A 23,106-nucleotide genomic window follows, 5' to 3' on the forward strand; every position below is an offset into this window, starting at 1 on the left:
AAATTTAGTTTTGGTTTATTTATCATCTAGAGCTGCTACGCCAGGTAAAACTTTACCTTCCATATATTCAAGTGAAGCTCCACCACCAGTTGATACATGATTCATTTCTGAAGCAAGGTCAAACTTCTCAACAGCTGCAGCTGAATCACCGCCACCAATAATTGAAAAACCTTCTGTTTCAGCTAAGCTTTCAGCAACTGCTTTTGTACCACCAGCAAATGGGTTCAGTTCAAATACTCCCATTGGTCCATTCCAGATAATTAGTTTAGAATCTGCAACAATTTGGCTGTAGATTTCCCTCGTTTTTGGACCGATATCCAATGCTTCCCAGTCTCCAGGAATTTGATTTATGTCCACAATTTTAGTGTTTGCTGTTTCGGAAAAATCATCAGCAACTACTGCGTCAACTGGTAAAACAAAGTTAACACCTTTTTCTTCTGCTTTTTTCATGAATTGTTTAGCAAGGTCAATTTTATCTTCCTCGAGTAGTGACTTACCAATTTCATGGCCTTGTGCTTTTATGAAAGTGTAAGCAAGTCCTCCACCAATTATCAAATTATCAACTTTTTCCAACAGATTATCAATCACATTGATTTTATCCTTCACCTTCGCACCACCAATAATTGCGGTAAAAGGACGCTCCGGATTGTTAAGCGCACTACCCAGGGCAGCAATTTCTTTTTCCATTAAGTAGCCTGCCGCCGATGGAAGTTTCTCAGCAACACCAGTTGTTGAAGCATGTGCCCGGTGTGCTGCACCAAATGCATCGTTAACATAAAAATCAGCCATATCAGCAAAAGCCTGAATCAATTCAGGATCATTCTTCTCTTCGCCAGCCTCAAAACGTACATTTTCAAGTAATAAAACATCCCCATCACTTAGTTGGGAAATAGCTTCATTGACTTCATCACCGTATACGGAATCTGTTTTCACTACATCTTTACCAATTAAATTACTTAATTGTTTGGCAACAGGGTCCAATCGTAAATCATCCACTACTTGACCATTTGGTCGCCCAAGATGGCTTGCCAAAATTACGATGGCGCCTTGCTCCGTTAGATAGTTGATTGTTGGTACTGCTGCTTTGATGCGTGTATCATCCGTAATGGACCCTTCTTTCAATGGAACATTAAAGTCCACACGGCAAAATACTTTTTTCCCTTTAACATCAAGGTCTTGAAGTGTTTTTTTGTTCATGATAAACCCTCCTAATTTTGGCCTATGTAACATATTTACTGTTATAGGTCTTCCCTGATTACATCGTTCGTAACCATTATATACCATGATTGGCATTAGCGCTTGTAACAGTAAAAGAATAAATAGAAAACGGAGGAGGAATGGAATCCTCCTCCGTCTAAACTGTATCGTATATAGATTATTTGACTAGTGTTGCATTCACTCTTGTTCTTATAGTCCTTGTTTTTTCAAGAATGCTGCTAAGTCTACACAACGTGCAGAGTAGCCCATTTCGTTGTCATACCAAGAAACAACTTTAACTAGATTGTCTTCCATAACCATTGTAGATAAACCATCAATTACAGATGAATGTGGATTTCCAATAATATCAGTAGAAACAAGTGGTTCTTCACTGTATTCTAACACGCCTTTTAATGGGCCTGCTGCTGCTTCTCTTAATGCATTATTAATATCTTCAGCAGTAACATTTTTATCAAGTTCAGCTACTAAATCAACTAATGAACCATCTGGAGTTGGTACACGTACAGCCATACCATTCAATTTACCATTGATTTCAGGTAAAACTAATCCAACTGCTTTTGCAGCTCCAGTAGTTGTAGGAATAATGTTTTCCGCTGCTGCACGTGCACGACGATAATCTTTGTGCGGTAAATCAAGAATTTGTTGATCATTTGTATAAGAATGGATTGTAGTCATTAATCCACGTTTAATTCCAAAGTTGTCATGAAGTACTTTAGCAAATGGAGCTAAACAGTTTGTTGTACAAGATGCATTAGAAATAATATTGTGTTTAGAAGCATCGTATTTATCATCATTAACACCCATAACGATTGTTAAATCTTCACCATTTGCAGGTGCAGAAATAATTACTTTCTTAGCTCCAGCATCGATGTGTTTCTGAGCGTCTTCACCTTTTGTGAAACGACCAGTTGATTCGATAACTACTTCTACTCCTAAATCTCCCCAACCAAGGTTAGCAGGATCGCGTTCAGACAATACTTTAATTTCTTGTCCACCAACAACGATGTTTGAACCATTAACTGAAATTTCTTGTTCTAATTTGCCATGTACGGAATCATATTTCAATAAATGTGCAAGCATATTAGCGTCTGTTAAATCATTCACTGCAACAATTTCAACCTCATCATTTGATAAAGCCTGACGGAATACGTTACGTCCTATTCTACCAAAACCATTAATACCAACTTTAACTGTCATTTGCTATTCCTCCTAAAGATCTTTTAATATTTATTACTAATGTATATATTTAAAGAGGAGTACCTCTCAAAATCTGTTCTGCTGCGCCCTGATCTGTTATAAACAGGTCGCTTTTACCTTGCTTAAAATAAGAAGCAATCGCCTCACCTTTTGATTTACCACCAGCTACCGTAATGACATGTTCCACAGCTGCTAAATCTTCAAGTTGAATACCAACTGTCTTCACCTTATGAACCACATTCCCATAGTTATCGAAATAATAACCAAATGCTTCGCTGGCTGCGTTCTTTTCTTTTAATAGCGCCATCACTTGCTCAGAGGTTCTTCGACGCTCTGCCATTTTAAATGCATTGCCGACACCATGAATAACAATATTCGAGCCTTTGATCTTCTCTAATATTTCAATAATGGCCGGTTCTGTAATGATTGTCTCATAGGTAGAATTACTGATAGGATCAGGTACATATAACATGCGATATTCGCCGTGTGCTCTTCTTGCCATTTCAGCAACAATGCCAGACGCCTGATTTTCTACCTTTTCTCCAATTCCTCCACGGGCCGGTACAAATAAAAGGTCGCTTTCTTTACCGAGAGGTGTCATCACATTTGCAACAGCAGCCATTGTACTGCCACCTGTTACGGCGATTGTATTATCACGCTTGAGGATGGATTTGAGATAACTAACACAAGCCTTTCCCATTTCGTGTTTAACCCCTGCGTTTACATCACTATCACCTGGAACAATAACAACCTCACCTACATGTAATGTTTCCTTAATTCGTTTTTCTAAAACATGTAACCCGGATAATTCACCAATAAATTTCACTAGTTGTTCCAGAACTAATTTACCCTCATTTGTAATAAACATTCCTTTAGTAGTGATTTCAATTAATCCTTGGTCATGCAAAAAATCGATCTCGCCTCTGACATGTCTTTCCGTCAATTTCGTATTTTCTGCCAAACCTCTTCTTCCAATAGGTTGGAAAAAATGAACTCTTTGCAGTAAGGAATACCTTTGTTGCATTACTTCGAGTAACTCTGGAACTAACAATTTTTGTAAATCAATTAAGGATTTCATGTAAAAGACTCCTCTATACCGGGTCGTAATTCGTCCCTATGGGTTGCATTATGTCCCGATTACAAATTCATTATAACATATTGACTAAGTTATACAAATAATAACTCATTAAATTGTCCGTTAAGATTATTTAACAATTTTCAGCTATATAAATTATTCCTCTATAAAGCATTCGTAAACATTATGAATACGTCTATATCCATGGATTTGTGCTTTATCATTAGAAAAATTGGCATTCGCCAAGCCTTTGGGCGATGCCTTAGTTGCACTTATGCAGAAAGAAATATGGATATACTTTCTTTACTGCCAAAAAAAGAGGAACCTGGTTATTCACCGTGTTCCCCTTTTTGATCTTTAAATAGCATTTCAATAGCATTATAATTTAATTCTTCACAATTCAGTTGTTTTCCTTCTATCTCAATCACAGGTATTTGCAGATGGTATTCTTCAAGCCATTTGTCATTTGAATAAATATCCCTTTTTTCCAATTCATATGGAAACTCTCCTTTAAAAAGAGAAAGTAATGCTTCTGCATCCTCGCATAAAGAACAATCTTCTTTTGTATAAAATATTACGCGATGCAATTTTATCCCCCCAATCTTCTTTTTGTGGACGATGGTAATTTAAGCTGTCCACGGTATTTCATGACCGTACGCCTAGCTACCTCAATTGAAAATTCCTCCTTCAATTTCTTTTTTATTGCTTCATCTGATAAAGGCTTATTTTTATCTTCATATGTAATCAGCTCTTGGATAAGTTGTTTAATTACGAACGCAGCAGTTCCTTTTCCGTCTCCTTTTTTATTACCACTTTGCAAAAAAAATTTAAGTGGTAATACCCCTTGGGTCGTTTGAACATATTTCTGACTAATTGCCCTGCTGATAGTTGATATGTGAAGATCTAATTCTTCTGCAATTTCTTTTAGTGTTAACGGTTGGATCATGTATGTACCATGTTCAAAGAATGCCAACTGTTTCTCCAACACAATTCGTATCACTCGTTCCAATGTGTTTCCACGGTACGTTATAGCCTTCCTTAGCGACTCGATTTCTTTATATTTTTCTTTTAAATAATCAGCAGCTTCATTTGTAGGATCATTTAAATGTTTATATTGTGGATTTAAGGTTATCCTCGGCGTAGCCCATTTATAGAAGGAAATTTTCCACTCCCCCTCCTCTTTATAGATGGAAGCTTCGGGAATGATATATTCCGGTTCAGTTGTTGTTAATAATCGACCTGGTTTAGGATGACAACGCTTTATATTTTCAATTATAAGATTCACTTCTTCTGTTGGAATATCATACAATTGACTGATTAATTCTACATCTGAATCAGCAATAAGGTCCAAATGCTCGGTCAACAGTTTTTCCATGAATTGTTTGTAACCGTTTAACTGTTTGAGTTGCAACAATATACATTCTTGAAGGCTCCTAGCTCCAATTCCTGTTGGCTCCAATGACTGAATTTGATCAAGGGCTTTTTCTGTGATATCAATGGTGGTCCCTAATGAGCTTGCCCATTCTTCCATTTCGATATCCAAATAGCCATCCTCATCTAACGAGTCAATTCCAAACTCAATAATCTTTCTTAAATCGTCATCCATTGTGAGCATAAACATTTGGCCCTTCAATTGATCATACATTGTCAGCTCTGTTTGATTGATTTCTCCAATGGATTGCACACTCGTATTTACTGGACTATACTGTGCCCAGTCCATATCTGATTGGATCTCTTCAATTAATGGATTCTCGTTGGCAACCTCTTTCAAATAATCGGTCAATTCTCCGCTTGTAAGTTGTAGAATATTAATCGATTGCATTAGTGACTGATTCATTTTCCATTGTAATGATTGTTTTAAGACTAAATTCTGTTTCATTACCATCACTCCTTAAATCATATCACTCCCTTCTATTTTGCCATTATTATCATTAAATGTCATTAGTGGATTTAGTACAGTAATAAGGACACATGGTAATAATAAAAAGGAACACAAAAACCCATTTCACTCTATAAAAATTTTGAGAAGCTCCAATAGTTATGGAAGCTTCTCAAAAGTTAACGATTTACGATTCAATTACTTTATTTTCCATCCTGCCGATTTTTTCAATTTCCATTGTTACGATGTCCCCATCTTTTAAAAATTGCGGTGGGTTCATCGCTAAACCGACACCATCTGGGGTACCTGTTAATATAATATCACCTGGATTTAAAGTAATTAGATCGGAGATAAACTCAATCAAGAAAGGTATATCAAATATTAAATGACTTGTGTTGGAAGATTGCCTTTCTTCCCCATTCACATACGACTTAATAGCTAAATTGGACGGATCTCCTACTTCATCAGCTGTAACAACCCAAGGACCGATTGGTGTCGTTCGATCCAATGTTTTCCCCTGTAACCACTGTGGTGTCCTTTTCTGTAAATCTCTGGCTGATACATCATTCGCAATCGTATAGCCAGCAATGTATTCCAATGCATCAGCCTTTTTCACTTTAGAAGCTTCTTTACCGATTACAATAGTAAGCTCAACCTCGTAATCCAATTTATTCGTCGAGGCTGATTTCTCAATTGCATCTTCCGGTCCTATCAATGCATTCGTAAATTTAGCAAAAAGTACAGGAAAGTCTGGAATTTCACTTTTCATTTCCGCAACATGATCAGCATAGTTTTTTCCAATACAAATAATTTTCGATGGGGAAGATATGGGAATACCCACGTTTACTTCACCTTTCGCATACGAGACTTCCTCTGTATTGTTGCTTAATATATATTCATAAGCTTCCTCCGCCTTTTCGATTACACTGTTACCTATAGAGAAAAATCTATTTGGTTCAGCGGGGAAAACTTGTTCAATTGCAGTTAATGTATCTTTTTCTGTATTTGATATAAGCTTTTGGCGATAAGCTTCCTGAAGATCAACTACTCGATCTCCCAACATGCACCCGATTCTCCAGGTTTTCTTGTTTTTGGCTTGATAACTAATCAGTTTCATTTTTAGCATCTCTCCTATTAATACGTGTTTTTTCTATATAAAAGCGCGTTGAAAAGAAAAGCTAAGTATATGTACCATACCTAGCTTGCAGATTTCGACTCTATCGCTTTCGTATCCTTTTTATTTTTTAAATAATTTAATGCAAATACGACTGCAACAATTAGTAATCCAACAATATCGGTTGTCGTTTCAGGGACAATCATCATAAGTGAACCTGCACCTAAAATTATTCTGAAAACCACATTTAGATATGTTCTAAAATAACCTTCCAGAGCTGCCCCTAGACCGATAATTCCAATAAGCGCAGTTACCGTGATTAGGATTACTTCCATTATTGGAGGGAATGGAAACTCGGTTGCATTTACTGGTAATCCAGTTGTATCAATTAAGAGCATTGCCGGGTTATAGACAAACAGATAAGGGATGATAAACCCTGCAAGTGCTAAACGTAATGCAATAAACCCTGTCCGCATCGGATCTCCACCCGAGATACCTGCTCCCGCAAAAGCTGCAAGTGCTACCGGTGGTGTGATGTTTGCAAAGATACCGAAGTAAAATACAAACAGATGCGCAACTAATATCGGTATACCAAATTCAGCAAGTGCAGGTGCTGTCATGGTTGCGGTAATAATGTATGCCGGTATGGATGGTAATCCCATTCCTAAAATAATGGATGCTATCATTGTAAGGAATAATGTTAAGAATAGGGAACCTGAACCAATACTCGTAATTGCTGATGTCATAACCGATCCAAAGCTCGTTAGGTTTACAACTCCAATAATGATACCTACCACCGCACAAGCAATCATTACAGATAGAGACTGCCTGGCTCCATTTTCCAATGCACCAAGAATATCTTTAATACCCATTCTACTAACTTTTCGGAATGAAGCTATAATTACAGTAAGAATAATCGTGTAAAATGCTGAGAAACCAACCGGTATTCCCATATATAGCATTACAACAAGACCAACAATTGGAAGCAGTAAATGTCCTCTTTCTTTCAAGACATCTTTAGCCCTAGGCAAATCAGCTTTTGGAATACCTTTTAAATTTCTTCTTCCTGCCCGAAAATGTACTTGCATAATAACCGCCAGAAAATAAAGTACCGCCGGAATTAAAGCTGCCAAGGCGATGGTTCCATAAGCAATCCCTGTCGTCTCCGCCATTATAAAGGCACTTGCACCCATGATTGGCGGTAGAATCTGACCACCAATAGAGGCACTCGCCTCAACTGCACCTGAAAAGTTTTTGGAATAACCGATCTTTTTCATTAATGGGATCGTAAAAGCTCCCGTGCCGACTACATTTGCCACTGCAGCTCCATTAATGCTCCCCATAAAACCACTGGAAATAACAGCTACTTTTGCAGGTCCTCCTTGTTTACTTCCTGCAAGTGCCATTGCTAAGTCATTAAATAACTGGCCCATTCCTGACTTTGTCAGAAATGCACCAAATAAAATAAATAGGAATATAAATTGGACGGAAGCTCCAATTGCAGTGGAAAATAACCCTTCCGTTTTCAAGTATAACTGTCCAAATATATCTCCCATATCAAATGGCCTGGTCATCAGCATATTTGGCAGCCAATCCATATAGCTGATGAAAGGATAAGCCAAGAATAACAGCGCTAGTATTGGTAAAATAAGCCCTGTCACTCTTCTCGCTGCTTCTAATACTAGAATGACAGTTAAAACTGCAAATACAATATCCATTGTATTTGGAATTCCACCACGAGTTGTCACAATGGCATTGTATTCGATAATTAAATATAGCGAGGAAGCTATGCTCAGAAGAAAGAGTAACCAGTCATATGCTGGTACGGCTGCTCTGTTTTGTCTTTTAAAGGTAGGATAAATTAAAAAGATGAGTGCCATCCCAACAGACATATGTATAGACCTTTGCAGAAGGGCAGGCATTGGATTATATGTAACATATAAATGGTATACAGAATATAAAATGGCAAGGATTGAAATACCAATCGCTATTTTCTTGTTTTTCACTTTTCTTACTCTGGATTCCGTATCATACTTTTCCAATACTTCTTGTGTTTTGGCATCTCCACCTACTGCGGGAGTAGTTTTATCGATGATTGATTCTTGATTTTTTTCTGTCATAAAAATTCGCCTCCTATATACTCCCAAATATGCAAATATTCAACTGAGATAGTTACACTTTCGTAGTCATCCGTTAAATCATACAAACGAATTTCAGCATCACTTGTAGTAATTGTAGTTTTCACATTCTCTGAGACTGTTAGATTCATCTCTTGCATTCGTTGTTCGATCTTCATATGGATATAACCATCATCTGAATCAATAACCTCAGCATGTGATGGAACTCCTGCTCCAAACGTCTTAAAATATGTTTCCGTGAGAATAAGTTCATCCCCATCACGTAAATAGGTCTCTACCCAATCTGCTTTCTCTACGGAGTGAATCCATTGCAATTCGAAATAATCACTTGTTATAAAATACGTCTTATGACCGAAATCAAGTTGGATAACAGGAACCCTGTATAAAAGAGAAAAGAGGAGCACAATTATACATGCGCTCCATAATCTCTTCTTATTGTTCATTGAAGTAGCGTTCTGCCCCTGGATGCAGAGGTGCTACTAGTCCTTCCTGTGCTGCCTCCAACGAAATGTCGGCTGCTGCCTGGTGAGAGTTTACGAGACTATCAAGATTTTCAAAGAACGTCTTTGTCAGTTCATAAACATCATCCTCACTCATATCTGCATGAACAACTAGAGCATTCATAATTGCAGCGGTTGGAATTGGTTCGTCATTTCCATAAGTGCCTTCTGGTATTTCCATCGCCACAAAGTAGGATTCGTCCTTTGCAATTTGTTCTACGTCAGCCGGGTCAACTGTAACTAGTCGGATATCTAATGTCTCTGATAATTCGAGAAGAGATGCGTTTGGCAAACCACTTGTAAGAAATGCTGCATCCAATTGACCTGCTCGTAATCCATCTGCTGCTTCTGCATAGCCTAAATAATCAACCTCGATATCATCATATGTAATACCATGACCATTCAGCAGTGTGCGGGCATTTACTTCCACACCGGAGTTTTGATCTCCTACTGCAATACGCTTACCTTTTAAATCTTCAAATGTTTCAATACCTGAATCTGCAGTTGTCACAATTTGAACAAAGTTAGGATAAAGTGCAGCGATTTGATTAACCTTTTCTGCTGGTTGCTCAAAGCTAACCTCTCCAGCTACAGCTTGACTGACTACATCACTCATTGTAAAAGCAAGCTCCACCTTGTCCTGCTCCAGTAAATTAACGTTTTCTACGGAAGCACCTGTTGTTTGCGTTCTTGAGTTGACACCATATTCAGAGCTATATTTTTCAGCTAATGTTGTACCAATAATATTGTAAGGACCAGAAGCTCCACCAGTAGCGATGGTGACAATATTTGTATCAAGTCCTTCCCCATCTCCACCCTCTGATGAATCACTATTATCATTACCACATGCTGTCAGAATGCCACCTGCTAATAGAGCTGTAGCAAGCAAATAACCTATTTTTTTCTTAATCAAAAAAATCCCCCCTTTGTTATATTACGGAAATCCATGACCATTAAATGAAATGGCTTTCATAATCTATATTATTTAAATTATTTAATATTGTCAATACTATCATATTCTTATTAACGTTTAATCAATTAATAATTAAATAAATTATCGTTATATAAATGATAGGTTGATATAATAAAGTATAGTAGCAAGCTATGCAAATTCAATGAACGTTCATTTTTTATGTAATCGAACAATGGTATACTATATTTGATGTTTATATTAAGGTTTAAAAGATTGGAGGAATAACAATGGCAAGAAGATTCTGGATGCTTTTATTTATAATTTCCCTAGGTACTCTAGTCGCGTGCGGTGGGAATATGGATAATACAAGTGATGAGGATGAAGAAGAACTACCTTCGCTTGATGTCGAATTTATTGTACCGGAAAATGCTGACCCAAATGAGAAAGTTGAATTAAAAGCAATCGTAACCTATGATAAACAACCAGTTAATGATGCTGATGAAGTAATTTTTGAAGTGTGGGAAAAAGGACGTCCAGATGATAGTTCTAAGTTAGACTCCGTCAATAACGAAGATGGAACGTATACAGTTGAAACAAGTTTTGATGAAGATGGTGTATATGAATTATACGCACATACAACAGCAAGAGACCTGCATACGATGCCAATGAAATCCATAACGGTCGGTGATGCTTCTCTAGAAGACTATGTTGAAGAGGACGAAAACAAAGACGAAGAAGAAATGAGTCACGACCATTAGATCTTCCTTAATTTGAACTAAACCACCACTAAGGGAATCTCATCTAAAATGAGATTCCTTTTTCAAAAGATATTTTCGTAATATTTATTGCTTAGAACCCCGCAGTTGAGATAAAATGCGAACTAACTTCTATCTTTATTATCCTATCCATAAAGCGACATAACTTCTGGGTGGTATTCTAAGATGTGTGCTATTGCTACCGTCCGGGATCGCACTGGGCGGATGCGCATCCTTAGGGCACGGCCTCAGCCCCGAAGAGAAAACCGCTCTTCAGGTCTTCGGACACGTGCTTTCCCCGCAGGAGTCACCGCCCGCCGCTCACCCGGACTGGTGAAGCTGTATGATAGATATGATGCTATTTTAGCTGTTCGCAAGTATAGTAATTGTTAGCAACCTTAACTAGCTATGGGAAATACACGGAGACTCCAACGAGAAGCTCACTAGCCGCCTTAGGATGCGCGCAGTGTATTTCCCATAGTGGTCGCCTAAGTTTCTACATACGGTTAGAAATCACCAGCAGTTACTTCGAAGTTTATATATTTTGTGAAATAACATCAATCTTGTAGAAAACAGCCTTTCAAAAAGTACTTCCATCTTTCATGGTAAAGAAAGATTTTATATACTCAATAGAGAGCTCATAATATAATGTTGGGAGTGTGTACGATATGATTATCGTTTATACCGATGGTGCATCTAGTGGAAATCCTGGGTGGAGCGGTGCAGGAGTTTACATACAAGCAGGAGGAAACAACTATGAATATTCCTTTCCCCTGGGAATGTTATCCAACCATGAAGCAGAATTTCATGCAATTATAAAAGCTCTTGAAATCTGCAAAGAATCTTTCCCAAATGAAATATTATCATTTCGATCAGATTCAAAAGTTGTCGTAGATGTCATTGAGAAAGATGTTACGAAGAATAAACTTTTCCTCCCCTTGCTTGAAGTAATTAGAGATAATTACAGTGCTTTCCCATATTTCTTTATCAAATGGATTCCTGAAAAACAAAATCATCACGCAGATGTATTGGCAAGAAAAGCAATTCGACTACAATAACAGAAAAGTTAAACATATCTGCTCGTGCAAATTTAACATATTTAGCTTATACTAGTTTTACAGATAAGATGACTAGGGGGATACGCATGAACGACGTTTCGCTTCGGGAACAGAGTATTGTACTAATCGGTTTTATGGGTGTTGGTAAAACAACGATAGGCAGATCTGTTGCAAAAAAATTATACAGAGATTTCATTGATATAGATGAAGAGATAGAAAAAAAATTCAATTTGCCCACTCCAGAGATTTTCAAGAAGTACGGAGAGAAAAAATTTAGGGAAACTGAAAAGGAAATCATTATTCATTCATGTAAACAAAAACTGAAGATTATTTCAGTTGGCGGCGGTGCATTTTTACAGGAAGAAATTCGGAAAGCCTGCTTGTCGGAATGTATCATCTTTTTCCTCGACCTATCCTGGGATTCATGGAAAGAGCGAATTAGTTTACTTATTGATAGCAGACCAGTTCTTCAAGGGAAAACTATCGAGCAAATAGAAAAACTCTTCTACGAGAGACAGCCCATTTACGAAGGGCACCATTCCCGAGTAATTACTGACAACCTCGTTGTAGATGAAATAGCAGATTATATTACAGACTCACTGAAAACAGCATGGGATATTTACGAACCGAATGGAAACTAAGAAAGACAAGGAGCTAATGGCTTCCTTGTCTTTCTTAGTTTAGACTTGTATATTTAGTAAATACCTATTGAAGCAAGCAAAATTGCTCCAACGATAGATACAATAGGAATAAGTACAGCTACAACAAAAATATCTTTGTAACTATCTTTGTGTGTCATTCCAGTAATGGTTAACAGTGTCAATACTGCTCCATTATGTGGAAGTGCATCCAATCCACCTGATGAAAGCGAGGCAACTCGGTGAAATGCTTCAGGATCAATGCCCGTATTCATTGCAATTTCATAATACTTGGAGCCGAGTGCTTCTAGGGCTATACCCATACCTCCTGAAGCTGAACCAGTTGCTCCAGCAAGTATATTGACTGCAACTGCTTCTGAAATTAATGGATTGCCTTTAATGCCCATTAATAACTCCGTCAGACGATTAAACCCAGGAACTGCCTGAACCACCGTACCGAAACCAACTGCTGCACTCGTATTGATGATTGCTGTAACCGATCCGGTTGCGCCACCATTTATTGCTTTTACAAATCCTTTGAATTTCGAAATGTTTAACAGCATTAATAAAATGATCCCTGAAAGTAATGCAACTACTATATCCCATTTTAGTAAATTCAGTGTAAGTAGTACGGTCAACAATGGTAAAATCGATAATATAAAATGCGGTGTATCCCCATCTACATTGATCATTTTATTATCTTTCGGTTCCGTATATGTTTCCCCTTTTGCAGTCAATTGCTTTTCACGCCATCTTAAATAATAATACCCACCGACGGCCATAATTATAGCTGCTACAATACCCATGATTGGTGCCGCCATCGCATCTGTCATAAAATATTCTGTTGGAATTAGGTTCTGAATTTGTGGTGTTCCTGGCACAGCTGTCATCGTAAATGTAAATGCCCCAAGTGCAACTGTTCCTGGAATTAAACGTCTACTAATATTTGCTTCCTTGAAAAGCGTCAATGCTAGTGGATAAACTGCAAATACCACGACGAACAAGCTAACCCCACCATAAGTAAGTACGGCACAAGAGACTAATACACCTAAGATTGCCCGTTTTGTACCAATGACCTTTGTAAAGGCAACGGCAACTGACTTTGCCATTCCCGTGTCTTCCATTAATTTCCCAAAGATTGCCCCTAGCATAAATACCGGGAACCAGCTTTTAGCAAAGTTAACAAACCCACTCATATACGTATTGGTATATGCATCCAACAAATCAAGCCCACCAGTTAGCGCCACTACCCCAGCAGCAATTGGTGCGATCCATATGATAGACCATCCTAAATATGCTAAGCCCATTAAGACGATTAAACCTAAAATAATACCAAACATACTACCCCTCCTCTTTTCTCTTTTTAAATAACTTCAACAATCATCGCGATTCCTTGACCTCCACCAATACAGAGGGAAGCAATACCGTATTGCTGATTGCGTCTTTTCAATTCTTTGATCACGCTGTACAACACCCTTGTTCCACTTGCCCCTATTGGATGTCCTAATGCAATCGCTCCTCCATTAACATTCACTTTTTCGCGGTCTAATCCGAGTTCCTTTTCTACTGCCAAATATTGTGATGCAAAAGCTTCATTCACTTCAATTAGATCCATATCATTCAAAGTTAGACCTGCTTTTTTGAGTGCTAGTTTTATAGCTGGTACAGGTCCTATCCCCATATAAGACGGATCAACTCCAGCAATACCATAAGAGACTACTTTTGCTAGTGGTTGCAGATCATTACGTTGAACATAGCTTTCTCCAGCAACAATTACTGCTCCTGCACCATCATTAATTCCACTTGCATTTCCACCTGTGACAGATCCATCTTTTTTAAAAGAAGGTCTAAGTTCAGCAAGCTTCTCAACTGTTGTATCTTCACGAATATGTTCATCCGAATCTACTTTAACTGTTCTTTTTCTTGTTTTTACTTCAACCGGAACGATTTCTTCAGCAAATTTCCCTGTATTCCTGGCAATTGTTGCACGCTGATGACTCAAACAGGCATACGCATCTTGCTCATCACGCGTAATCGAATACTTTTCTGCCAGGTTCTCAGCTGTTACACCCATACCTGATCCGATATATTCATCTGTTAAAGCTGCCCATAACATATCATCTACTTGAGGGGTTTTTAGTTTAGTTCCAAATCTGCTTCCTCTCATTGCGTAAGGAGAAAGACTCATATTCTCTACTCCCCCAGCCAGTGCTACTTGCCCATCACCAAGCATAATGGATTGTGCAGCTGAAACTACCGATTGCAGTCCTGACCCACATAAACGATTAACCGTTAAGGCTGGGCTTGATAAAGGAAGCCCCGTTTTTAAAGCGATATGTCTCGATAAATAGGGAGCATTTTTTGCTGAATGAATTACATTTCCCAAAAACGAAAAATCGATATCCGCAGCATCAATACCACTGCGACGAATGGCTTCTTTGCTTACAGTTACACCGAGTTCTGTTGGGTCAACATCTTTTAGAACACCCCCGAAAGTACCAAAGGGTGTACGAGCTCCTTCTAAAATATATATATTTTCCATTTTCCCACTCCTCTATAATTTCATAATTCTACTGAGCCGTATATCCTCCATCGAGAACAACAGCCTGACCTGTAACTCCTTTTGCTTTATCGCTTGCCAGAAACATTGTATAATCTGATATTTCTTGTACTTCTAAAAGCCTCTTTTGCGGTACTAATGGATAGAGTACTTCCTCCAGTACATTTTCCAATGGTACATTCCGGTTTTTTGCAAGATCTTCAAATTGTCCTCGTACTAATGGCGTATCGACATATCCAGGACAAATAGCATTGACAGTGATTCCATCTGCAGCCCCTTCCAATGCCGCTACCTTCGTTAAACCAATTAAACCATGCTTGGCACTGTTGTAGGCTGCTTTTCCAGCAAAACCAATTAGTCCATTAATGGATGCCATATTAATAATACGTCCAAATCCTTGTTTTCTCATAACTGGTAATACATGTTTTGTAGCCATAAACGGCGCAACCAACATGACTTTCAGCATAAACTCATATTTTTCTGTCGGAAACTCCTCTAATGCAGCAACATGTTGTAATCCAGCATTGTTAATTAGAACATCCAGTCTGCCGTACTTTTCAACTGTATGATCGAGTGCTTGTTGTAACTCTTCTTCTTTAGTGACATCACACTTTAAACCAATACAGTCAAAGCCATCTTTGCTCAATTTTTCTGAGACTTCCTTTACTTTTTGCGCGTTGATGTCTGAAAAAACAACTTTAGCACCGTCTTTTGCAAACGCAACACCAATTTCATAACCAATTCCACTTGCAGCACCAGTAATAAAAACCACTTTATTTTCTACCATACTAATACCCTCCATTTGTCTATTTTATATTTATCAATATGTTCCTGTTTGCAGATCTTCACTTATTTTCAGGTCCGCTTCCGTTGATGCAATAACTTCATCAACTGTCCATCCTTTTGCAACTTCCATTAACATAAGACCATCGTTTATTACTTCAATGACAGCTCGGTCGGTAATAACACGATTTACTACGTTTTTACCTGTTAGTGGTAAACTGCATTGCTTCAATATTTTGGGTTCCCCTTTTTTGTTAACATGGTCCATGATGATAACAATTTTCTTAGCGCCATGCACAATATCCATTGCACCACCCATGCCTTTAATCATTTTTCCAGGTATCATCCAATTAGCCAAATCACCTGCCTCAGATACTTCCATTCCTCCAAGTATCGCAAGATCTATATGCTCCCCGCGTATCATCGCAAAAGACTCTGCATTACTAAAATAGGAGGCACCTTTTTGCGCAGTTACCGTTTCCTTTCCTGCATTGATTAAATCGGGATCTACTTCCTCTTTTAATGGTGACTTACCGATTCCGAGTAAACCATTTTCCGATTGGAGTACTACTTGCTTTCCATCCTGAATATAATTTGCAACCATTGTAGGCATCCCAATTCCTAAATTAACATAGGAACCGCTTACAATTTCCTTCTCAGCTCTTTTTGCAATTCTTTCTCTAACAGTTTCCTTATCCATTCTAAGTTAACCTCCTTTTAAGCTTCTTGTCTGATTGTCAGACGTTCGATTCTCTTCACCTGTTTTCCTTCAATTAAACGTTGCACGTATATTCCAGGTGTGTGAACATGATCCGGATCGATTGTACCGGTTTCAACTAATTGTTCAACCTCAGCTATAGTAACTTTTCCTGCCGCTGCCATCATGGGATTAAAGTTTTGTGCCGTTTTGTTATAAATAAGATTGCCATCTTTATCTCCTACAGCAGCTCGAATAAGACTGAAATCAGCCTTTAGTGCTGTTTGAAGTAAATACTCCTTATTGCCAAATTGCCTAACTTCCCCACCTTCAGCTATCGGTGTTCCAACCCCAGCTGGTGTATAGAAGGCCGGGATACCAGCTCCACCTGCACGGATCCTTTCAGCCAATGTACCTTGAGGCGTTAACTCGACTTCCAGTTCACCCGAAAGTACTTGCCGTTCAAATTCTTTATTTTCCCCTACATAGGATCCTATCATCTTATCAATCTGCTTATTCTTCAGGAGTAAGCCAAGCCCCCAGTCATCCACACCACAATTATTGGAAATTACCGTCAAATGTTTAACTTGTGAATCTACCAATGCAAGAATAAGATTCTCCGGGATACCAACAAGTCCAAATCCTCCTACCATAATTGTAGAGCCGTCTTTAATATCTTTTATCGCTTCGTCAAATCTTGTATAAATTGTTTTCATAACCTACACACTCCCTTCCGCCTATATACAAGCAAAAACCATGCCAACATTTTTTATATAAGAATATCCTGTTCCATCCCCCAACAAAAAAGAAAAATAAAAAAACCTATTTCCGGAATGGTGGAAAATAAGTTTCAAGTTGGTTATTGCTTAAATGTAAGCCCTTACTTCATGCGGTTTCTAATGCATTTTCCAGAAAACCGGAAATTTTTCCTGGATTCCGGAAATTTACAAGCCATACTTTTTCAATTTTTCATAGAAACTGGATTTACTAACCCCAAGAAGTTTTGCAGCTTTTGTTCTATCTTTGTTTACTTTATTTAACGCTTGTTCTATTGCCTGCTTCTCTGTTCTGTTCATGATTTCCTTTAAGCTAGTTCCTTGCTTAAGAATAAAAGGAGTGGCCTGCATTTGTTCTGGAAGGTCTTCTAGCTTAATCGTATCAGAGTTTGTAAGATGCACAGCAGACTCAATTACATTTTCGAGTTCACGCACATTTCCTGGCCATTGATATTGCATAAAAAATTCCTTTACAGATTCATCAAAGTCAACCACCCTTTTACCGGAACGTCTGGTAATTTTCCCAAGCAGATAATTTGCGATGACTCGAATATCCTCAGACCTTTCCCGTAATGGCGGAATCTTGATTTGAACTACGTTAATCCGATAAAATAAATCTTTTCTAAAACGGTTTTCTTCAATTAATTGTTCTAATGGCTGGTTCGTTGCAGCAATAATCCTGACATCGACTTTTTGAACTTTTTCTGAACCAATGGCTTCTACTTCTCCTTCCTGTAGCACACGGAGAATCTTGACCTGTGCATTTAATGGCATATCACCAATTTCATCCAGAAAGAGTGTTCCACCGTCAGCAAGTTGAAATTTACCCAGTTTACCACCCTTTACAGCTCCAGTAAAAGCACCTTCCACATAGCCAAACAGTTCGGATTCCAGAAGTTCTTCCGGAATAGCTGCACAGTTAATTTTTATAAATGGTTTTGCACTGCGCTCACTTAAGTGATGGATACTATGTGCAAACAATTCCTTTCCTGTACCACTATCACCCTTTAAAAGTACAGATACATCGCCTGAAGAAACTTTTTTTATTTTTTCCTTCACTTTGTTCAATTGATCTGAACTGCCCACAATATCATGAAGGGAATAAATGGCACCACTTTGATTGATTAGTTTTTTTCGATATTGTTCGATTTCTAGTAAAAGATCTTTAATGTGGGAATTCATTTTCATCCATTCTTTCGTATCCCGGTATAAAACAGTCCCTACCGCCCCAACGATTTTCCCTTTTGAGTACAATGGCACCCTATTAGCAATCATATAATTACCCCGAATATATTGGATATCTGCTATCTCTTCTATACCTGTTTTCACAACGATGTGCATTCTCGTATTTTCAATAACATCTTCCACATGTTTACCAAAAGCTTCTTCCTTCTCAACATCAATAAATTCACAATAATTATCATTTAAATACGTCAGCATTCCCTGATTATCCACTACTACAAAGCAAAAATTTGATTTCTCGAAAACGGTTTCAATAATTTCTTCCCTATATGGACTGTCCAAGAGCATCTTCTCATCCCTCCGCAAGGTATTAAATTGTTATAGATTCGTTTATAGAAAGGGACAAGAGAAATGATGCATTCTCTTGTCCCAACTCGTTCATTAAGCGCGCCCGGAGGGATTCGAACCCCCGGCAAACCTGGTACCGGAAACCAGTGCTCTATCCAACTGAGCTACGGGCGCATGTATGTGATTAAATTTGACACATTCACTATTATAACGTCGTTTGCGATTAGAAACAAGTCTTTTTTTAGTGTTCACCGTATAATTTATAACTCCATTTTCGCACCACTAAAAAAATTTTAAATGTTTAACTGGGTTAAACTGAGAATCTATCAAATGCTCACCTTGATAACCTTGGAAAAATAAGGCTGTTTTCTAAAGGCTATTTTCGTAATTTGTTGTTTTTTAAACATCGCAGAGTTGAGATAAAGTGCGACGTAACTTCTATTTATGTACAGTGCTTATAATGGAAAATAGGCTCTCAGGCGACCGCAGCCCGTATACACTTCGCTTTCCGCGGGCGGCTGGTGAGCCCTCCTCGTGCTATCGCACTCCGGGGTCTCACCGATGCCTTTCCTCCCGCTGGAGTCTACGTGTATACGGGCTGCTGTTATGGAGTTTCTTCAAAAAAGAACTCTGCTAACTTACTTTCAAATCAGCCTGCATTTTTTAAACAACACCAAAATTTTTTTCCGTAATCAATAGCTATTGCAAGGATATGGCAGCAATCTTCTAACTAGCTCGGGGAAATACACGGAGACTTCTGCGGGAGCAGAGGCATAGGTGAGACAGCGCAGCGCTTTAGCGCAAGTTGGCTCACCAGCCGCCCGCGAAAAGCGCAGTGTATTTCCCCGAGCGGTAGCCGAAGAAACTTGCTTCCATTATTAGCTAAAGGTCTCTCGCAAATGGCAGTTACGTCGCATTTTATAGATAATGCGATGATAATAAGCAGCAAAATGAACAAAAAAGCCTTGGAATCTAAATGAATCCAAATTGCCCTAAGCAAACAGTTAATCCAAAGTCAACTTGAGTAATGTATCTCCATCCCTCCTAATTTTACTAAGGATTATTTGTCCATTTCACTCTGCGAAAGTTAATAAAATAACGAAATGGACCAATACGTTTATAAAGATGAAAAAAGGGAATCATGGGAAAGTATATTTTTTTATAAAGGTGAATGTTATCGTTTGACCTTTATTGACCTTTAAGCTATTATGAAAATATATCCAAATATAAGGATGTTAATGTTACAGACTAAGGGAGGATTTACAAATGAATTTAGTACCTACAGTTATCGAACAAACCAACCGTGGAGAGCGCGCATATGATATTTACTCACGTTTACTTAAAGACCGTATTATTTTACTCGGAAGTGGAATTGACGACAATGTTTCCAACTCAATCGTTGCACAGTTACTCTTCCTAGAAGCAGAAGATCCGGATAAAGATATTTCCTTATACATTAACTCACCGGGTGGATCAATCACAGCTGGTATGGCAATCTTTGATACGATGAATTTCATCAAACCAGATGTTTCTACAATTTGCATCGGTATGGCAGCATCTATGGGTGCATTCTTACTTACTGCCGGTCAAAAAGGCAAACGCTATGCATTACCAAACAGTGAAATTATGATACACCAACCATTAGGCGGTACACAAGGTCAGGCTACGGATATTGAAATCCATGCAAGACGTATTATTGAAATCAAGAAAAGAATGAATGAAATCATGGCAGAAAAAACTGGCCAACCACTTGAAGTCATTGAACGTGATACTGAACGTGATAACTTCATGACTGCTCAAGCATCTGTTGATTATGGTTTAATTGATCAAATCTTGCAACGCAAAGAAGAAAAAGAAGGAAAATAATAGGAAAAATCCCTTTCATTAATCTGAAAGGGATTTTTTTTGGTTATTGCTTTTCAACGAATGATGCCAAATGATCCAATGCTTCTTGTTCATCAGAACCTTCAGCAATCAGTTTGATAACTTCACCTTTTGTAATGGCGAGACTCATTAAGCCCATTATACTTTTAGCATTAACCTTTTTTTCACCTTTCTCAAGAAATAGATGTGCAGAATAGCGGTTAGCCTCCTGAACAAACTGTGCTGCAGGTCTTGCCTGCAATCCTGTATCTAATTCAACTGTTATTGACTTTTCTACCAAGTCACTCATCCTCCCCAATATAGAAAACGCTATCAAATTAATATATGACAGTAGCTACGAGAAGCTAGCATACTATCCTTATTTATTTTAGTTGATTATATTCTTTAAATTATCAGTATTATATCACGAACAGATAATCAAATGTACTATTTGCAATCCCTATTATTTTACAATTGTTTCTCCACTTCTGATTCGATCTGCAAAGTCATCAATTTTTTTCAACCGATGATTTACACCTGATTTGGAAATTTTGCCGCCTGTTACTAGTTCCCCTAATTCCTTTAATGAAACATCCTCATGTTGAACACGCAGTTTTGCTATTTCCTGAAGTTTATCTGGAAGTTGGTCCAGACCGACCGTTTCATCAATAAATTTTATGTTTTCTATTTGCCGGAAAGCAGCTCCGATTGTTTTATTCAAGTTTGCCGTTTCACAATTCACGAGACGATTAACAGAATTTCGCATGTCTCTTATAATCCGAACGTCTTCAAATTTAAACAATGCAATACTTGCACCAATGATACTTAAAATCTCCGTAATTTTTTCTGCTTCTTTAAGGTAAACAATATAACCATTCTTCCGTTCCAGTGTACGTGCTCGTAAGTTAAATGAATTTAGAAGTTCGCATAATGCATCATTGTGTACCTGGTAAAAGTTGGATATCTCCAAATGATAAGATGAAGTTTCTGGATTATTGATAGAACCACCTGCGAGAAAGGCCCCGCGTAAGTAGGCCCTTTTACAGCACGTCTTATCCAAATATTTCTTGGAAATAGTTCTTATAACTGTATAATGATCACGGATAATATCGAGGTCCTTCAAAAATTGCTCAACATCCTCTTTCATCCGAACAATATATACATTGTTCTTCTTTAGTTTCATCTTTTTTCGAACAAGAAGCTCCACAGGAAGTGAATAGCTGGATTTAATTAACGTATAGATTCTTCTTGCAATCGCAGCATTTTCAGTTTGTACATCAAGTGAATATTCCTGTCTTGAAAGGGAGACTGCTCCATTCATACGGATTAATGCTGCAAGCTCTGCGAATTTACAACACTCTTCGATTTCCATCGTTGTTAGTTCCTTTTTAATTTCGGAAGCAAAGGACATCTTTAGATTCCCCCCTTTACTAAAAATTCTAAGATATATCTATCTATTTCATAACGGAATACAATAATTTAGCTATTTTATTATTATCATGTCGCAACATAAATTGCGTATGGTCAATAATGTCCCCTTCAATAATCTCCAGTCCCATATCAATCAGCCTTTCCATATCGTATTCAACCGGTTCGGCATTTTCTTCAGCATAAACAGCGCGAATGGATTTATCGATTACTTCGTTATTCACGACAATTGCATCAAGGCATTCACTACCAATATGATCACTTATCGCACGTACATGGTCTGATGCAGAATATCCGGTCGTTTCACCTGCCTGTGTCATTACATTACAGACATATACAACTTTAGCTTTCGTATCTCGAAGCGCCTCTTTTACTTGAGGAATGATTAAGTTAGGCATAATGCTTGTATAAAGACTTCCTGGTGAAATGACAACGAGATCTGCTGCATCAATCGCTCTAACAGCATTAGGTAGTGGCTTCACTGGCTGCGGTCTTATGAATACACGTTTAATACGCTTATTAGAGAGTGGAATACTGGATTCTCCGGACACAATTGTACCATCTTCCATTTCGGCATGAAGAGACATGTTCTCATTAGAGATTGGATAAATTTTACCCTTTACGTTCAGTACACGCGAAATTTCTTTAATGCCTGTATTGAAATTTCCAGTTACCGAAGTCATTGCAGCAAGCAATAAATTCCCCATTGAATGCCCGGAGAGTCCGTTCCCCTCAGAGAATCGGTGTTGAAATAATTCTAGTAGCATCGGCTCAGCATCAGATAATGCTGCAATTACATTTCGTATATCTCCTGGTGCTGGAATCGCCATTTCATTTCTTATTCTTCCTGTACTGCCTCCATCATCTGCTACTGTAACAAGTGCGGTAAGTTCGATAGGCAGATTTTTAAGACCTCTTAATAATACAGGCATACCAGTTCCTCCACCAATAACAACTACTCGTGGCAACTTCTGCTTACTCATA

At 38.1% G+C, this 23,106-nt stretch carries 22 protein-coding genes and 1 tRNA gene; 4 read left to right on the forward strand and 19 right to left on the reverse strand.

Annotated elements, in window-relative coordinates; genetic code table 11:
• Positions 1–15 precede the first annotated feature (15 nt).
• From ACFOUV_RS08345 to ACFOUV_RS08385, 9 genes are all read right to left on the reverse strand, one after another.
• Positions 16–1,197: a phosphoglycerate kinase gene (locus ACFOUV_RS08345; RefSeq protein ID WP_379496298.1), complete on the reverse strand. Its 1,182-nt coding sequence runs from the start codon at positions 1,195–1,197 to the stop codon at positions 16–18.
• A 210-nt stretch (positions 1,198–1,407) separates the two neighbouring features.
• Positions 1,408–2,415: a type I glyceraldehyde-3-phosphate dehydrogenase gene (gap, locus tag ACFOUV_RS08350; RefSeq protein WP_379496299.1), complete on the reverse strand. Its 1,008-nt coding sequence runs from the start codon at positions 2,413–2,415 to the stop codon at positions 1,408–1,410.
• Between the two features lie 49 nt (positions 2,416–2,464).
• Positions 2,465–3,493, reverse strand: coding sequence for a sugar-binding transcriptional regulator (locus ACFOUV_RS08355; protein ID WP_379496300.1), 1,029 nt, complete (start codon positions 3,491–3,493; stop codon positions 2,465–2,467).
• A 326-nt stretch (positions 3,494–3,819) separates the two neighbouring features.
• Positions 3,820–4,077 (reverse strand): glutaredoxin family protein, encoded by a 258-nt coding sequence (locus ACFOUV_RS08360; RefSeq protein WP_379496301.1) that lies wholly within the window; start codon positions 4,075–4,077, stop codon positions 3,820–3,822.
• Positions 4,078–4,079: 2 nt separating this feature from the next.
• Positions 4,080–5,369 (reverse strand): RNA polymerase factor sigma-54, encoded by a 1,290-nt coding sequence (gene rpoN, locus ACFOUV_RS08365; RefSeq protein ID WP_379496302.1) that lies wholly within the window; start codon positions 5,367–5,369, stop codon positions 4,080–4,082.
• Positions 5,370–5,556: 187 nt separating this feature from the next.
• Positions 5,557–6,486 carry a fumarylacetoacetate hydrolase family protein gene (locus ACFOUV_RS08370; RefSeq protein WP_379496303.1) on the reverse strand — a complete coding sequence of 310 codons (930 nt, stop codon included), beginning with the start codon at positions 6,484–6,486 and terminating at the stop codon, positions 5,557–5,559.
• 80 nt (positions 6,487–6,566) lie between these two features.
• Positions 6,567–8,603 (reverse strand): TRAP transporter permease, encoded by a 2,037-nt coding sequence (locus tag ACFOUV_RS08375; RefSeq protein WP_379496304.1) that lies wholly within the window; start codon positions 8,601–8,603, stop codon positions 6,567–6,569.
• Positions 8,600–9,064, reverse strand: a complete 465-nt coding sequence (locus ACFOUV_RS08380; protein WP_379496305.1) for a DUF1850 domain-containing protein — start codon at positions 9,062–9,064, stop codon at positions 8,600–8,602. Before ACFOUV_RS08380 ends, ACFOUV_RS08375 begins: the two co-directional genes overlap by 4 nt.
• Positions 9,054–10,034 (reverse strand): TAXI family TRAP transporter solute-binding subunit, encoded by a 981-nt coding sequence (locus ACFOUV_RS08385; protein WP_379496306.1) that lies wholly within the window; start codon positions 10,032–10,034, stop codon positions 9,054–9,056. The genes ACFOUV_RS08380 and ACFOUV_RS08385 overlap by 11 nt, the downstream gene beginning before the upstream one ends.
• Before the next feature lie 287 nt (positions 10,035–10,321).
• Here ACFOUV_RS08385 and ACFOUV_RS08390 point away from each other — a divergent pair, with 287 nt between their 5' ends.
• The 3 genes from ACFOUV_RS08390 to ACFOUV_RS08400 all read left to right on the forward strand — a co-directional run bounded on the left by ACFOUV_RS08390 (position 10,322) and on the right by ACFOUV_RS08400 (position 12,488).
• Positions 10,322–10,792 carry a FixH family protein gene (locus tag ACFOUV_RS08390; RefSeq protein WP_379496307.1) on the forward strand — a complete coding sequence of 157 codons (471 nt, stop codon included), beginning with the start codon at positions 10,322–10,324 and terminating at the stop codon, positions 10,790–10,792.
• A gap of 665 nt (positions 10,793–11,457) precedes the next feature.
• Positions 11,458–11,847, forward strand: a complete 390-nt coding sequence (locus ACFOUV_RS08395; protein ID WP_379496308.1) for an RNase H family protein — start codon at positions 11,458–11,460, stop codon at positions 11,845–11,847.
• 86 nt (positions 11,848–11,933) lie between these two features.
• Entirely contained in the window at positions 11,934–12,488 is a 555-nt protein-coding gene (locus ACFOUV_RS08400; RefSeq protein ID WP_379496309.1) for a shikimate kinase, read from the forward strand.
• Positions 12,489–12,541: 53 nt separating this feature from the next.
• Here the strand turns inward: ACFOUV_RS08400 and ACFOUV_RS08405 are convergent, their stop codons facing one another.
• The 7 genes from ACFOUV_RS08405 to ACFOUV_RS08435 form a co-directional block, all read right to left on the reverse strand.
• Entirely contained in the window at positions 12,542–13,825 is a 1,284-nt protein-coding gene (locus ACFOUV_RS08405; RefSeq protein WP_379496310.1) for a GntP family permease, read from the reverse strand.
• 23 nt (positions 13,826–13,848) lie between these two features.
• Positions 13,849–15,027, reverse strand: a complete 1,179-nt coding sequence (locus ACFOUV_RS08410) for a thiolase family protein (protein ID WP_379496311.1) — start codon at positions 15,025–15,027, stop codon at positions 13,849–13,851.
• Between the two features lie 28 nt (positions 15,028–15,055).
• Positions 15,056–15,832 (reverse strand): 3-hydroxybutyrate dehydrogenase, encoded by a 777-nt coding sequence (locus ACFOUV_RS08415; RefSeq protein WP_379496312.1) that lies wholly within the window; start codon positions 15,830–15,832, stop codon positions 15,056–15,058.
• A gap of 33 nt (positions 15,833–15,865) precedes the next feature.
• On the reverse strand, positions 15,866–16,528 hold the full coding sequence (locus ACFOUV_RS08420; protein ID WP_379496313.1) for a 3-oxoacid CoA-transferase subunit B: 663 nt from the start codon (positions 16,526–16,528) through the stop codon (positions 15,866–15,868).
• Between the two features lie 17 nt (positions 16,529–16,545).
• Positions 16,546–17,241, reverse strand: coding sequence for a CoA transferase subunit A (locus tag ACFOUV_RS08425; RefSeq protein WP_379496314.1), 696 nt, complete (start codon positions 17,239–17,241; stop codon positions 16,546–16,548).
• 228 nt (positions 17,242–17,469) lie between these two features.
• Entirely contained in the window at positions 17,470–18,831 is a 1,362-nt protein-coding gene (locus tag ACFOUV_RS08430) for a sigma-54 interaction domain-containing protein (RefSeq protein ID WP_379496315.1), read from the reverse strand.
• A gap of 98 nt (positions 18,832–18,929) precedes the next feature.
• Positions 18,930–19,005 (reverse strand) — tRNA-Arg (locus tag ACFOUV_RS08435).
• Positions 19,006–20,097: 1,092 nt separating this feature from the next.
• Between ACFOUV_RS08435 and clpP the strand changes: the two genes are divergently transcribed.
• Complete coding sequence (gene clpP / locus ACFOUV_RS08440) at positions 20,098–20,697, forward strand: ATP-dependent Clp endopeptidase proteolytic subunit ClpP (RefSeq protein WP_379496316.1); 600 nt, start codon at positions 20,098–20,100, stop codon at positions 20,695–20,697.
• Between the two features lie 43 nt (positions 20,698–20,740).
• On the opposite strand, the gene ACFOUV_RS08445 is transcribed toward clpP, so the two are convergent.
• From ACFOUV_RS08445 to ACFOUV_RS08455, 3 genes are all read right to left on the reverse strand, one after another.
• Positions 20,741–20,995, reverse strand: a complete 255-nt coding sequence (locus tag ACFOUV_RS08445) for an HPr family phosphocarrier protein (RefSeq protein ID WP_379496317.1) — start codon at positions 20,993–20,995, stop codon at positions 20,741–20,743.
• 162 nt (positions 20,996–21,157) lie between these two features.
• A complete protein-coding gene (gene whiA, locus ACFOUV_RS08450; protein ID WP_379496318.1) occupies positions 21,158–22,105 on the reverse strand; it encodes a DNA-binding protein WhiA in 948 nt (315 codons plus the stop codon).
• Between the two features lie 43 nt (positions 22,106–22,148).
• Complete coding sequence (locus ACFOUV_RS08455; protein ID WP_379496319.1) at positions 22,149–23,105, reverse strand: gluconeogenesis factor YvcK family protein; 957 nt, start codon at positions 23,103–23,105, stop codon at positions 22,149–22,151.
• Between the last annotated feature and the right edge of the window lies 1 nt (position 23,106).

Origin of the sequence: Oceanobacillus longus, from assembly GCF_042650085.1 — a bacterium.
GTDB lineage: Bacteria > Bacillota > Bacilli > Bacillales > Amphibacillaceae > Oceanobacillus > Oceanobacillus longus.

Excerpts from the sequence above, each read along its gene's own strand:
- ACFOUV_RS08345 (WP_379496298.1), bottom strand. The coding sequence starts at position 1,197 with ATGAACAAAAAAACACTTCAAGACCTTGATGTTAAAGGGAAAAAAGTA.
- gap (WP_379496299.1), bottom strand. The coding sequence starts at position 2,415 with ATGACAGTTAAAGTTGGTATTAATGGTTTTGGTAGAATAGGACGTAAC.
- ACFOUV_RS08355 (WP_379496300.1), bottom strand. The coding sequence starts at position 3,493 with ATGAAATCCTTAATTGATTTACAAAAATTGTTAGTTCCAGAGTTACTC.
- rpoN (WP_379496302.1), bottom strand. The coding sequence starts at position 5,369 with ATGAAACAGAATTTAGTCTTAAAACAATCATTACAATGGAAAATGAAT.
- ACFOUV_RS08370 (WP_379496303.1), bottom strand. The coding sequence starts at position 6,486 with ATGAAACTGATTAGTTATCAAGCCAAAAACAAGAAAACCTGGAGAATC.
- ACFOUV_RS08375 (WP_379496304.1), bottom strand. The coding sequence starts at position 8,603 with ATGACAGAAAAAAATCAAGAATCAATCATCGATAAAACTACTCCCGCA.
- ACFOUV_RS08380 (WP_379496305.1), bottom strand. The coding sequence starts at position 9,064 with ATGAACAATAAGAAGAGATTATGGAGCGCATGTATAATTGTGCTCCTC.
- ACFOUV_RS08390 (WP_379496307.1), top strand. The coding sequence starts at position 10,322 with ATGGCAAGAAGATTCTGGATGCTTTTATTTATAATTTCCCTAGGTACT.
- ACFOUV_RS08395 (WP_379496308.1), top strand. The coding sequence starts at position 11,458 with ATGATTATCGTTTATACCGATGGTGCATCTAGTGGAAATCCTGGGTGG.
- ACFOUV_RS08400 (WP_379496309.1), top strand. The coding sequence starts at position 11,934 with ATGAACGACGTTTCGCTTCGGGAACAGAGTATTGTACTAATCGGTTTT.
- ACFOUV_RS08405 (WP_379496310.1), bottom strand. The coding sequence starts at position 13,825 with ATGTTTGGTATTATTTTAGGTTTAATCGTCTTAATGGGCTTAGCATAT.
- ACFOUV_RS08410 (WP_379496311.1), bottom strand. The coding sequence starts at position 15,027 with ATGGAAAATATATATATTTTAGAAGGAGCTCGTACACCCTTTGGTACT.
- ACFOUV_RS08415 (WP_379496312.1), bottom strand. The coding sequence starts at position 15,832 with ATGGTAGAAAATAAAGTGGTTTTTATTACTGGTGCTGCAAGTGGAATT.
- ACFOUV_RS08420 (WP_379496313.1), bottom strand. The coding sequence starts at position 16,528 with ATGGATAAGGAAACTGTTAGAGAAAGAATTGCAAAAAGAGCTGAGAAG.
- ACFOUV_RS08425 (WP_379496314.1), bottom strand. The coding sequence starts at position 17,241 with ATGAAAACAATTTATACAAGATTTGACGAAGCGATAAAAGATATTAAA.
- ACFOUV_RS08430 (WP_379496315.1), bottom strand. The coding sequence starts at position 18,831 with ATGCTCTTGGACAGTCCATATAGGGAAGAAATTATTGAAACCGTTTTC.
- clpP (WP_379496316.1), top strand. The coding sequence starts at position 20,098 with ATGAATTTAGTACCTACAGTTATCGAACAAACCAACCGTGGAGAGCGC.
- whiA (WP_379496318.1), bottom strand. The coding sequence starts at position 22,105 with ATGTCCTTTGCTTCCGAAATTAAAAAGGAACTAACAACGATGGAAATC.
- ACFOUV_RS08455 (WP_379496319.1), bottom strand. The coding sequence starts at position 23,105 with ATGAGTAAGCAGAAGTTGCCACGAGTAGTTGTTATTGGTGGAGGAACT.